Source organism: Longimicrobium sp. (assembly GCA_036389795.1).
GTDB lineage: Bacteria > Gemmatimonadota > Gemmatimonadetes > Longimicrobiales > Longimicrobiaceae > Longimicrobium.
This window is the reverse complement of record DASVWD010000130.1, coordinates 21,730-33,706: the sequence shown is the minus strand read 5'-3', so window position 1 is coordinate 33,706 and position 11,977 is coordinate 21,730. Positions and strand designations below refer to the sequence as shown.

At 71.5% G+C, this 11,977-nt stretch carries 11 protein-coding genes; 4 read left to right on the top strand and 7 right to left on the bottom strand.

Features of this window, described 5'->3' with window-relative positions; translation table 11 throughout:
* Positions 1 to 246: 246 nt before the first annotated feature.
* Together VF746_17660 and VF746_17655 are read right to left on the bottom strand one after the other, a co-directional pair.
* Positions 247 to 615, bottom strand: coding sequence for a hypothetical protein (locus VF746_17660; GenBank protein HEX8694252.1), 369 nt, complete (start codon positions 613 to 615; stop codon positions 247 to 249).
* A gap of 113 nt (positions 616 to 728) precedes the next feature.
* Positions 729 to 1,100 (bottom strand): hypothetical protein, encoded by a 372-nt coding sequence (locus tag VF746_17655; protein HEX8694251.1) that lies wholly within the window; start codon positions 1,098 to 1,100, stop codon positions 729 to 731.
* Between the two features lie 79 nt (positions 1,101 to 1,179).
* On the opposite strand from VF746_17655, the gene VF746_17650 reads away from it, so the two are divergent.
* Complete coding sequence (locus tag VF746_17650) at positions 1,180 to 1,965, top strand: MBL fold metallo-hydrolase (protein HEX8694250.1); 786 nt, start codon at positions 1,180 to 1,182, stop codon at positions 1,963 to 1,965.
* A 466-nt stretch (positions 1,966 to 2,431) separates the two neighbouring features.
* On the opposite strand, the gene VF746_17645 is transcribed toward VF746_17650, so the two are convergent.
* From VF746_17645 to VF746_17625, 5 genes are all read right to left on the bottom strand, one after another.
* Complete coding sequence (locus tag VF746_17645; GenBank protein ID HEX8694249.1) at positions 2,432 to 2,611, bottom strand: hypothetical protein; 180 nt, start codon at positions 2,609 to 2,611, stop codon at positions 2,432 to 2,434.
* A gap of 75 nt (positions 2,612 to 2,686) precedes the next feature.
* On the bottom strand, positions 2,687 to 4,081 hold the full coding sequence (gene lpdA / locus VF746_17640; GenBank protein ID HEX8694248.1) for a dihydrolipoyl dehydrogenase: 1,395 nt from the start codon (positions 4,079 to 4,081) through the stop codon (positions 2,687 to 2,689).
* A 315-nt stretch (positions 4,082 to 4,396) separates the two neighbouring features.
* Positions 4,397 to 4,528 carry a hypothetical protein gene (locus VF746_17635; GenBank protein ID HEX8694247.1) on the bottom strand — a complete coding sequence of 44 codons (132 nt, stop codon included), beginning with the start codon at positions 4,526 to 4,528 and terminating at the stop codon, positions 4,397 to 4,399.
* Positions 4,525 to 5,844 carry a 2-oxoglutarate dehydrogenase complex dihydrolipoyllysine-residue succinyltransferase gene (odhB, locus tag VF746_17630; GenBank protein ID HEX8694246.1) on the bottom strand — a complete coding sequence of 440 codons (1,320 nt, stop codon included), beginning with the start codon at positions 5,842 to 5,844 and terminating at the stop codon, positions 4,525 to 4,527. Before odhB ends, VF746_17635 begins: the two co-directional genes overlap by 4 nt.
* A gap of 129 nt (positions 5,845 to 5,973) precedes the next feature.
* Entirely contained in the window at positions 5,974 to 8,841 is a 2,868-nt protein-coding gene (locus VF746_17625; protein ID HEX8694245.1) for a 2-oxoglutarate dehydrogenase E1 component, read from the bottom strand.
* A gap of 305 nt (positions 8,842 to 9,146) precedes the next feature.
* Here VF746_17625 and VF746_17620 point away from each other — a divergent pair, with 305 nt between their 5' ends.
* The 3 genes from VF746_17620 to VF746_17610 all read left to right on the top strand — a co-directional run bounded on the left by VF746_17620 (position 9,147) and on the right by VF746_17610 (position 11,968).
* Positions 9,147 to 9,479 carry a hypothetical protein gene (locus VF746_17620; GenBank protein ID HEX8694244.1) on the top strand — a complete coding sequence of 111 codons (333 nt, stop codon included), beginning with the start codon at positions 9,147 to 9,149 and terminating at the stop codon, positions 9,477 to 9,479.
* A 323-nt stretch (positions 9,480 to 9,802) separates the two neighbouring features.
* A complete protein-coding gene (locus VF746_17615; GenBank protein ID HEX8694243.1) occupies positions 9,803 to 10,138 on the top strand; it encodes an MGMT family protein in 336 nt (111 codons plus the stop codon).
* A 168-nt stretch (positions 10,139 to 10,306) separates the two neighbouring features.
* Positions 10,307 to 11,968, top strand: coding sequence for a hypothetical protein (locus tag VF746_17610; GenBank protein ID HEX8694242.1), 1,662 nt, complete (start codon positions 10,307 to 10,309; stop codon positions 11,966 to 11,968).
* The last annotated feature ends 9 nt before the right edge of the window (positions 11,969 to 11,977 follow it).

Here is an 11,977-nt window from a genome sequence, read left to right as displayed (position 1 = left end):
CTGATACCACGTCTCGGAGCATCGTTCTGTTTCCAAACAGAACAGCAACAGATTGGAATCACACAGAGAAACAGAGGAACAGAGAAAACCGAAGTCCTCTGTTTCTCCGTTTCTCTGTGTGAGGCCTTTCAGGACCTATTCCCGAACGATGCTCTGCAAGGTGGTATGAGCCCGCGCTTCGGATCGAAAGACGAGGCCCGCCCGGTCGGCGGGCCTCGTCGGCTTGCGGCGGGCTGGCGGGCGTGCTTATTCCTGCGAGAACTGCAGCGCGATGCAGAAGGCGCCCAGCACGCCCAGCACCGCCGCGATCAGCACCTGCGGGGTGGAGGGCGCGGCGGCCGACGCCACGTCGAGGAAGCTGGAGAACGAGGACCCCAGCGCGATCCCTCCCAGCGTCCCGATCAGCGTGAAGCGCCGCCGTCGGGTGCGCGAGACCAGGTGCTCGCTCGCCCGCTGGACGTACGCCGGCGAGATCGAGTCCGCCTGGTGCCGCTCGGCGATCCGCCGCGACTCCGTCACCAGGTCCACGACGTAGCCGTCGATCCGCAGCTTGAGCTCGGCGAACCCGCGCTGCGAGAAGAGCGCGGGGTTCACCGACGAGAGGCGGGAGTCCACCCAGACGGAGATCTCCGGGGAGAGCCTGGGCTCCGGGCGTGATGTGGAGGGCGGGTCGGGTGGGGCGGGAAGGGCAGCGGGCGCGGATCCCGGCGCAGTTCCGGGAGCCTCGCTCACGCGCGGCCCTTCCCGTGCGGATTCAGGCTGCTCTCGTCCAGGAGCCGGTTGTACACCTGGACGAGGTGGTATTCCACCCCGTGCGACGGCGGACCGGCCTTGCGCGACGCCACGCCGAGGAGAAGCCGGCTGAGCGCCGCCAGCATCACCGCGGTGCCCAGCAGCGCGGCCGCCACGAGCCAGACCGCCCGGTCTCCCGCCGCCGCCAGCGCGTCGAGGTTGGCCAGCGTCGCGGCCAGGGCGGCGAACACCGCCACCAGTGCCGACTCGGCAAGCGCCAGGCCGCCGCGGCTCAGCGTCACCACGTGACGTCCGATCCGGAGCGTGCCGCCCACTGGCCTGAACCCTTCGCGGCGAGTCGTCTTCATTGTCAGTTCCTTTTCCAGGAGCAAAACGCACGTTCTGGACGATGATAATGCGAACAAAGTGCACGGTCAAGAGGGACGGATGAGCACGCCCGTCTGCCGTTGCGCTGCGACCGTACGGTGCGCGGTCCGCCTTGGATTCGCGGCGGTCCTGTCCGCGCTCGCCGGCTGCACGTACAACCTGCGGCAGGTGCGGGAGCCGGGGCGCTCGGTGGCGTTCCCGACGGGCGGCCCGTGGCAGAGCATGGTGTACGCGGCGCGCACGGACAGCGGGGTGATCGTGGTCGACCTGGGCTGGCACGGCGCGGGGGCGGCGCTCGCGAAGCGCCTGCGCCGGCTCGGCGCGGAGCCGCGCGACGTGACCGACGTGTTCCTCACGCACGGCCACCGCGACCACATCGGCGCCTGGCGCACCGTGCGCCACGCCCGCTTCCACCTGTCCGCGGCCGAGGCGCCGTTCTTCGAGGGCCGGGCGACGTACGCCGACTTCCCCTCGCGCGCCGGCCAGTCGGTGTCGGGGAGGGCGGGTCCGTGGCCGGGCGAGGTGGCTGTGCGCCCGTTCGCCTCCGACACCTTCTTCACCTTCGGCGCCGACACGGTGCGCGCCTTCCTGGTCCCCGGGCACACGCCGGGGCACGCCGCCTACCTCTTCCGCGGCGTGCTCTTCGCCGGCGACGCCGTCGCGCGCAAGCCGCTCACCGGCTTCAAGGGCGCCGACCCGATCTTCACCACCGACAGGCGGACCGCGCGCGAGAGCCTGCGCTCCCTCTTCGAGCGCATCCGCCCCTATGACGTGCGCTGGGTCTGCAACGCCCACGCGAAGTGCGCCGCCCTCGACTCCGCCTTCCTCCGCAAGGTCACGCGTTGATGTAGGCCAGGAAGTCGGGATCGGCGATGAACTCCTTCGTAAGGCCGCGCCTCCTCCTTTACTCTCTCGGAAAACTCCTCGTTCAGCCACCTGCGCGCCACCTCGCAGTCGATCTGCTCGGATGACCAGTCGGGGTGCAGGTCGGCTACCTCGTCTCGGATGATCTGGCGAGCGAGACGGTTGAGGTAGGCTCCACCCATGAGCCGTTGCGCCGGTGTCAACCTGCTGCAGAATTCCCCTATCTCGGGTTCGAGCAGCTCAATGCGGATCTCCCGCCTCTCGCCCTTCATCGTCGTATAGATCCCGGTTCCGTCGCAGTCGCTGGTTGCCATCGGCCTTCTCCGGCAGCAGGTGAAAACGCAGTGCCCCTGCCGAGCATAGTGGCCTTAGTGGACAAAGGGAACGCCGCGCTCCGTCGGGGCGGAGCGCGGCGTCAGCGGGTGGGATCGCGCCTCGCGCGGCGGCGTCAGGAGTTCGGCGCCAGGCGCGCGAGGATGGCCTCCAGGTGGTCGCGCCGCTGCTGGAGCGACTGCCGGTAGTCGTAGTCGTCGGTGTGGCCGATCTCGTCCTGCAGGTCGCCCAGGTACGACCGCAGCGCGACCGCGAGGGATTCCGCCTCGTCCTGGCTCAGCTCGAACGTAGCCATCGTTCTCCGTCTCCTGTTGGTTCCCGGCGGGCCGCGCTCCCGCGGCGGCTCCCGCCCCCGTTCTTTCGCAAGAAGCTAGACGTGGATCGCGCGGCCCGCCACGGCCAGCGCGGCCTCCTTGACCGCCTCGGGGAGGGTGGGGTGCGCGTGGACGCTGCGGCCGATGTCCTCCGCCGCGCCCTCGAACTCCACCGCCAGCGCGGCCTCGGCGACCAGGTCCGACGCGCGCGGCCCCAGGATGTGCACCCCCAGGACGCGGTCGGTCGCCGCGTCGGCGATCACCTTCACGAAGCCGTCCTGCTCGCCCATCGCCTTGGCGCGGCCGTTGGCGCTCCAGGGGAACCTGCCCACCCTGGTCTCGCGCCCGGCGGCCTTCGCCTCCTCCTCCGTCATCCCCACCGAGGCGATCTCGGGCCAGGTGTACACCACGTTGGCCACGGCGTCGTAGTTGACGTGCCCGTGCTTCCCCGCGGCGAGCTCCACCGCGGCCACGCCCTCCTCCTCGGCCTTGTGCGCCAGCATCCGCCCGCCGATGGCGTCGCCGATGGCGTAGACCTGGCCCACGCCGGTGTGGTAGCGCCCGTCCACCTGGATCACCCCGCGCTCCAGGCGGATGCCGGCCTCCTCGAGCCCCATCCCCTCGGTGTACGCGCGCCGCCCGACCGACACCAGCAGGTAGTCGGCCTCCAGCGGCTCCTGCCCCTCCACCGAGACGATCACCCTGTCGCCCCGCCGCTCGGCGCCGGTGACGCGCGCGCCGGTGCGGATGTCGAAGCCCTGCTTGCGGAAGATGCGGTCGGCGGCCTTGATCACCTCGCCGTCCATCCCCGGCAGGATGGTGGGCATCGCCTCCAGGATGGTGACCTTCGCGCCCAGGCGCAGCCACACGCTCCCCAGCTCCAGCCCGATCACCCCGCCGCCGACCACCACCAGGTGGCCGGGGACCTGGGGGATGGAGAGCGCGCCGGTGGAGTCGACGATGCGCTCGTGGTCGAACTTGAGGAAGGGCAGCTCGACCGGCACCGAGCCCGGCGCCAGGACGACGGTCTTCGCCCGCACCGTGGTCTTCGCGCCGTCCTCCGCGGCCACCTCGATGGTCTCGGGCGAGGTGAGGCGGCCGAAGCCCCTGATCCACTCGATCTTGTTCTTGCGGAAGAGGAAGGCGACGCCGTCGGTGAGCCCCTTCACCACGCCGTCCTTGCGCTTCATCATCGCGGGCACGTCGACCGAGGCGCCGTCGACCCTGATCCCGTGCGCCTCCGCCTTGTGCCGGATCTGCTCGAACAGCTCGGACGAGTCGAGCAGCGCCTTGGAGGGGATGCACCCCACGCGCAGGCAGGTGCCCCCCAGCGCCGGCTCCTTCTCAATGCACGCCGTCTTGAACCCCAGCTGCGCCGCGCGGATGGCGGCCACGTAGCCGCCGGGGCCCGCGCCGAGGACGACGAGGTCGAACGTTTTCTCTTCAGCCATGATCTATCTTCGGGTCCCGAGTCCAGGTCGCGTTCATTCGTCCACGGGCGGGTGAACCCGCGGCAACAACCGCGAAAAGCCCCGCCTGCGCGGGCTCCCTCCGCGCCGCAACCACCCCCGTGCGCGGACGCCGGCCCCGCAGTCCGCGAAGGCGGACTTTGTGCTTTCGTAGCCCCCGGTTTCAACCGGGGACGCGGCGGATGCGTGCCACAGGTCCGTCGCCCGCGGGGGCGGAATCTACGTACGAAGGTGCGGGAGCGCGAACCACCCTCGCACTCCCGCACTCACGCACTCACGCACTCGTTCACGACGACATCATCCCTGGAGAAGCTGCTGGTAGACGTCGTCGTCCGCGTTGTCCCAGACCGCCTCGAGCGACGGCTGGCTTATGGCGATCCAGAACCCGGCCTCGTCGTCGGCCGGCGTGGCGTCGTGCGTCTCGCTCATCCCTCGATCAGCATGCTGAGCGGGTCCTCCAGCATCTTCTTCACCGCGACCAGGAAGCGCACGGCTTCGCTGCCGTCGACGATGCGGTGGTCGTAGGTGAGCGCCACGTACATGATCGGGCGGATGGCGACCTGGCCGTCGACCACCACGGGGCGCTCCACGATGTTGTGCATCCCCAGGATCCCCACCTGCGGCGGGTTCAGGATCGGCGTGGAGAGCATGGAGCCGAAGATCCCGCCGTTGGTGATGGTGAAGGTGCCGCCCTGCAGCTCCTCCAGCGTCAGCTTCCCCTCGCGCGCCCGCGTCCCCAGCTCGCCGATCTCGCGCTCCAGCTCGGCGAAGCTCTTCCGGTCGGCGCTGCGGACCACGGGGACCACCAGCCCCTCCTCGGCCCCCACGGCGATGCCGATGTCGTAGTAGTGCTTGAGGACGATCTCGTCGCCCTGGATCTCGGCGTTGAGCCGCGGGAACTGCTTGAGCGCGCCGATGATGGCCTTGGTGAAGAACGACATGAAGCCCAGCTTCACCCCGTGCTTCTTCACGAACTCGTCCTGGCGGCGCTTGCGCAGCTCCATCACCGCCGAGAGGTCCACCTCGTTGAAGGTGGTGAGGCTGGCGGTGCCGTGCTGCGCCTCCAGCAGCCGCTTCGCGATGGTCTGCCGCCGGCGCGACATCCGCTGCCGCGTCTCCGCCCGCTCGCCCGCCGGTGCCGCCGCCGGGGCCGGCTTCCGCTCCGGGGAGGGCGCCGGCGTCGCGGCAGTCGCCGGAGTCGCAGCCGGGGCGGCCTCGCGCGGCGGGGCGCCGGCGGCCTTGCGCCCGTCCTCGATGATGCGGAGCACGTCCTCCTTGGTGATCCGCCCGTTGGGCCCCGAGCCGCGGACGGTCCCCAGGTCCACCCCGTGCTCGGCGGCGATGGCGCGGGCCGCGGGCGAGGTCTGCGCGCCGCCGGCCGGGGCTTCCGGCTCGGCGGTGGCGGTGGCCGTGGCGGCCTCGGGCGTGGGCGTCGGAGTCTCGGCGCCGGCCTGCTGCTCGGCGCGCGCGGAGGCCGCCTGCCCCGCCTGCTCGGCCGGCGCGGCGGCGCCCGCCTCCATCACGGCCAGCAGCTCGTTCACGCCGACCGTCTCGCCCTCCTGCTTCTGGACCTTGCCTAGCGTCCCGGCGGCGGGCGCGGCGACCTCGACGGTGATCTTGTCGGTCTCCAGCTCCACCAGGATCTCGTCCTTCTGGACGGGGTCGCCTTCCTGCTTCGTCCAGCGGCCGACGGTGGCCTCGACGACGGACTCGCCCAGCGGCGGGACGCGGATCTCGACGGGCATGTGGGTTTCGCGCTCGGGTTAAGACCTTCAAAAGCAGGGTACAGGAGATAGGGAACAGGGGACAGCCCGCGACCGAGATCGAACCGGCTGGCTGTACCCTGTACCCTGTTCCCTGTCCCCTGAATTTCCCTACAGCTTCCGCTTGCCGATCAGCGTGTCGCCCGCGGGCTCGGCCGCGAACGCCGGCGCGCCGGAGAGCGCCGCGCGGACGATGCGCGCCTGCGCGGTGGTGTGGCGGTGCGCGAAGCCTTCCGCGGGGCTGGCGCGCTCGGGGCGGCCCTCGTAGCGCAGCGGCAGCTCGCCCAGGATCTCCCGCAGCCGCGGGGCGGCGAAGCTCCAGGCGCCCATGTTGCGCGGCTCCTCCTGCACCCACACCACCTCGCGCAGCGCCGGGAACGACGCCAGCGCCTGCTCGATCTCCTCCGCCGGGAACGGGTACAGCTCCTCCACCCGCGCGACCGCCACGCGGTCCACGCCCTCGATGGAGAGCCGCTCGGCGCGCTGCTCGTCGCCCGTGCCCACCAGGTCCACGTAGACCTTGCCGCTGCAGAGCAGGAGGCGGGTGACGCCTTCCGCGTGCCCGCCGAAGGGGCGGTCCACCAGCACCGGGTGGAAGCGGCCCGTGGCCAGCTGCTCCAGCGTGGCCGCGGCCAGCGGGTGGCGCAGCAGGCTCTTGGGGCTCATCAGCACCAGCGGGCGCGGGTCGGTGCCCAGGAGCGCGGCCTGCCGGCGCAGGAGGTGGAAGTACTGCGCGGCGGTGGTGCAGTTGGCCACCCGCAGGTTGTCCTCGGCGCTCAGCTGGAGGAAGCGCTCCAGGCGGGCGCTGGAGTGCTCGGGCCCCTGCCCCTCGTAGCCGTGCGGGAGGAGGAGGACCAGCCCCGAGCGCTGCTCCCACTTCACGTGCGAGGCCGCCAGGAACTGGTCGATGATCACCTGCGCGCCGTTGGCGAAGTCGCCGAACTGCGCCTCCCACACCACCAGCGCCTGCGGGTCGAGCACCGAGTAGCCGTACTCGAAGCCCAGCGCCGACATCTCCGAGAGCGGCGAGTTGCAGGCCTCGAAGCTGGCCCGCGCCTGCTCCAGCCCGTGCAGCACGTTGTAGACGGCGCCGGTCTTCGCGTCGTGCAGCACCACGTGGCGGTGGCTGAAGGTGCCGCGCTCGGCGTCCTGCCCGGTGAGGCGCACGGGGACGCCCTCCACCAGGAGCGAGGCGAAGGCCAGCGTCTCGGCGTGCCCCCAGTCGACGGCCGGCTGGGCCGACTCCAGCGCGTCGCGCCGCTTCTGGAGCACGTTCCTGTCCAGGCGGGCGTTGGGGGTGAAGCCCTCGGGGCGCCGGAGCAGCGCCTCGTTCAGCTCGCGCAGCCGCTCGGCGGGGACGCCGGTCTCCCGCGCGTCGGCGCGGCGGCCGTTGGGCGAGGGCTCCTCGTCGTCCTCGTCGTCGTGGCCGCCGCCCTCGCCGAGCGACTCCAGCGTGCGCGACAGCTCGTCGCTCACCCGCTGCAGCATGGCGTCGGCCTCTTCCTGCGTGACGACGCCCTCCTCCACCAGCCGCCGGGCGAAGAGCTCGCGCGCGGTGGGGTGGGTGCGGATCGCCTCGTACATCAGCGGCTGGGTGAAGAGCGGCTCGTCGCCCTCGTTGTGCCCCCAGCGCCGGTAGCCCACCAGGTCGACGACGAAGTCCTTGCGGAACCGCTGGCGGTAGGCGAAGGCCAGGCGCGTGACCGCCAGGCACGCCTCGGGGTCGTCGGCGTTGACGTGGACGACGGGGACCTCGAAGCCCTTGGCCAGGTCGCTGGCGTAGCGGGTGGAGCGGTCGTCCTGCGGATCGGTGGTGAAGCCCACCTGGTTGTTGGCGATCAGGTGCACGGTGCCGCCCACCGTGTAGCCCTTCAGCGCGCTCATGTTGAACGTCTCGGCCACCACGCCCTGCCCGGGGAAGGCGGCGTCGCCGTGGATGAGCACCGCCAGCGCCTGGCCGTGGTCCACCCGCGGCGGCCCCGGCCGAGACGTGTCGTCCTGCGCGGCGCGGGTCATCCCCACCACCACGGGGTTCACGAACTCCAGGTGGCTGGGGTTGGGCGAGAGGGTGAGGCGGATGGTGGTCCCCTCGATCTCGCGCTCGTCCTTCCACCCCATGTGGTACTTGACGTCGCCCGAGGGCTCGTCGGTGTTCTGCGCGTCGTCGACGCCGGGGGCGCGCTGGGCGCTCTGGAAGCCGGCCAGCATCAGCGCGTACGGCTTCTCCATCACGTGGGTGAGCACGTTCAGCCGCCCGCGGTGCGCCATCCCCACGATCACGTCCTTCGCGCCCGCCCGGGCGGCCTCGCGCACCAGCTCGTCGAGCATGGGGACCATGGCGTCGGTCCCCTCGATGGAGAAGCGCTTCTGGCCGAAGAAGGCGCGGTGCAGGAACTTCTCGAACCCCTCCACCTGCGACAGGCGCTGCAGGAGGTCCTTCCGCTCCTCGGCCGAGAGGGGCTCCCGGTAGCGGCCGGTCTCGATCGCCTGGCGCAGCCAGTTGCGCTCCTCGGCGTTCGGGATGTGGTGGTAGTCGTAGCCGATGGTCCCCGAGTAGATGCCGCAGAGGCGGCGCACCTCGTCCAGCGCCGTGCGCGAGGCCGGGTCGGGGGTGAGCACGACGGCGGCCGGGAGCGCCGCCAGGTCGTCCTCGGTGAGCTCGTGGAAGGCGGGCGAGAGCGCCGGGTCGCGGTCCGGCTCCGACCCCAGCGGATCGAGCCTGGCCGCGGTGTGCCCGCGCGTGCGGATGGTGCGCGAGAGCTCGCGCGCGCGCACCAGCTTCTCGACGTCGACCCCGGCGGCGGCCGGCGCGGCCCCGCCCTCCGCGGGCGCGGCCGCGGGCGCCTCGGCCGGCGGGGTGAACGACGCGAAGAAGGAGCGCCACCCCTCGTCCACCGAGGAGGGGTCGCGCCGGAAGCGCTCGTAGAGGTCCAGCACGTAGCCCGCGTTGGGGCCGTGGAAGTCGCGAAGATCAGCCATGGGTCACCTTCGTGGGCGCGCCCTGGGGCGCGCCGGGAACGCCCGTCCGCGTCCCCTTGCCTGCGGGGTGGACGGGCAAGGCGGCGGTAACTTAGTTGGCGCGCCTGCAAGCCGCTACGGTCGTCCTGCAACATCCGCACGCGCCGTTTGATACACCGCCGGGTCCGCGGCGGGCTGCCCGGGCGGTCGTCCACCGTGTACACTCCGCCCGCACGGCCGTCTTGGAGATGCGGGCGTGCGCGTGTAGATTTGACGTGTTCCCCCCATTCGTTCCCCGGATCACCCGCCTGGAGGCAGACCCTTCGATGCCATACCGTCGCTTCACCGACTCCGCCGGCACCCAGTGGCGGGTGTGGGACGTGGCGCCCAGGCTCATCGACCGGCGCCTGGCCATGCGCCGCATCCAGGTGGCGAAGATCCACTTCCCCGACCGGCGCGCGATTCCCGACCGCCGGCTGGACATGCGCCGGAGCCGGCTCTACTTCCCGCCCACCGAGACCGGCTGGCTCACCTTCGAGTCGGAGAGCTCCAAGCGCCGCCTGCGCCCGGTGCCGCCCGACTGGGCGCTGGTGGACGAAGCGGGGCTGGAGGAGCTCTGCCGCCGCGCCGAGGAGGTCATGCCGAAGGCGTGGGTGTAGCCATTACGACGCCGGTCATCCTCTAAGGGTGTTTACAAACCTGCACTATAGCCACGCTGTCATCCTGAGGGCGCGCACACCGAAGTCGCGTCCGCACAAGAGCTTGTGCGCCCGAAGGATCTGCGGGTGGGATTCGAGCGTCAGCCAGGCTCACGCTCGGATCCTGCCCGCAGATCCTTCGTCGCCGCCGGGCATCCGCTCATTCCGGTGATCCCGCGCGGCGGCTCCTCAGGATGACAGCGATGGGCGTGGGGGTCGTAGACGAAACTCCCGGATTCCATCCCACAACGATAGACGTCCCTGATCTTCCGCAAACCGGTGCGATGACCGAGGAGCCGAGCGCGTACGAGCGCATGTACCGCGTGGTGCGGCGCATCCCCGCCGGGCGCGTGGCCACGTACGGGCAGGTGGCGGCGCTGGCGGGGCTCCCCGGGCGGGCGCGGCAGGCGGGGTACGCGCTGCACGCGCTCCCCGCGCACACCGCTGTCCCCTGGCACCGGGTGGTGAACGCCGCGGGGCGGATCAGCCTGGGCCGCGGCCGCGGCGGCGCCGACCTGGAGCAGCGCTTCCGGCTGGAGGCCGAGGGCGTGGAGTTCGACGGCAACGGCCGCATCTCGCTCGAGCGCTTCGGGTGGAAGCCCCGCCGGCGCGTCGGGTGAGGCGCGGAGCGGTACCAGACGCGGGGCCCGCCGTTCCGATCCGGACTGCGGCCTTGCTGTATCGGCCGTACGAGCGCGCGCCGCTTGCGGCGGCTCCGCGCGGTTGCGAGTATCTCCCGCGCTGAATCTCATCTGCCTGACGTTGATCGCCGACCCTCAGGAGAGCGCATGACCTCCCGCAACCTCTTCGCGGCCGCCGCGGCCCTCGCCCTGCTCGCGGGCGGCGGCCCGGCCGCGGCGCAGAACGCCCCGACGGATTCCATCGACCGGCTGCTGGCCAGGTACACCACCGTCCGCCTCACCACCGACCTGTCGGGCCTGAGCGACAACGAGCGGCGCATGATCCCGCTGCTGATCGACGCCGCGCGCGAGATGGACGCGGTGTTCTGGATGCAGGCGTACGGCAGCCGCGACTCGCTGCTGGCCCGCGTCACGGACCCGCGGGTGCGGCGCTACGTGGAGATCAACTACGGGCCGTGGGACCGCCTGGCCGGCGACGCGCCCTTCCTGGCCGGCGCGGGCGCCAAGCCCGAGGGCGCCGGCTACTATCCCGCGGGGATGACGAAGGCGGAGTTCGAGGCCGAGGTGGCGCGCGGCGGCGCCCGCGCCGACTCGCTCAAGGGCCTGTACACGCTGGTGCGCCGCGACGCGTCCGGGCGGCTCACCGCCGTCCCCTTCCACGTGGCGTATGCCGAGCACCACCGGCGCGCGGCCGAGAAGCTGCGCCAGGCGGCGGTGCTGGCCCCGCAGCCGGGCCTGCGCCGCTACCTGGAGGAGCGCGCCGAGGCCCTGCTCACCGACCAGTACCAGGCGAGCGACCTGGCCTGGCTGGACATGAAGGACAACCACCTCGACGTGGTGATCGGGCCGATCGAGACGTACGAGGACCTGCTCTTCGGCTACAAGGCGGCGCACGAGGCGTACGTGCTGGTGAAGGACCAGGAGTGGAGCCGGCGCCTCACCCGCTACGCCGCCCTGCTTCCCCGGCTGCAGCGCGGCCTCCCCGTCCCCGAGGCGTACAGGCGCGAGACGCCGGGCACCGACAGCGACCTGAACGCCTACGACGTGCTCTTCTACGCCGGCCAGGCCAATGCCGGCTCCAAGACCATCGCCATCAACCTCCCCAACGACGAGGAGGTGCAGCTGCAGAAGGGGACGCGGCGGCTGCAGCTGAAGAACGCCATGCGGGCCAAGTTCGACCGCATCCTGGTGCCGATCGCCGGCATCCTGATCGCCCCCGACCAGCGCCGGCACATCACCTTCGACGCCTTCTTCGGCAACACCATGTTCCACGAGGTGGCGCACGGGCTGGGGATCAAGAACACCGTGAACGGGCGGGGGACGGTGCGCGAGGCGCTCAAGGAGGAGGCGAGCGCGCTGGAGGAGGGGAAGGCCGACGTGCTGGGCCTCTACATGCAGACACAGCTGCAGGGGATGGGCGAGTTGCAGGGCGACGTGATGGACAGCTACGTCACCTTCCTGGCCAGCATCTTCCGCTCGGTGCGCTTCGGGGCCAGCAGCGCGCACGGGCGGGCGAACGTGGCGCGCTTCAACTACTTCAAGGAGCGCGGCGCCTTCACCCGCGACGCGGCGAGCGGCACCTACCGGGTGGACCGCGAGAAGATGACGCAGGCGATGAACGCGCTCTCCGAGCAGATCCTGCGCTTCCAGGGCGACGGCGACTACGAGGGCGTGAAGGCGTTCATGGCGAAGTACGGCCGCATCGACGCCGAGCTGCAGTCGGACCTCGACCGCCTGGCCGGCGCCGGCATCCCGGTGGACATCGTCTTCGAGCAGGGGGCGGACGTGCTGGGGCTCGCCCCGCGCTGAGACGTCGGG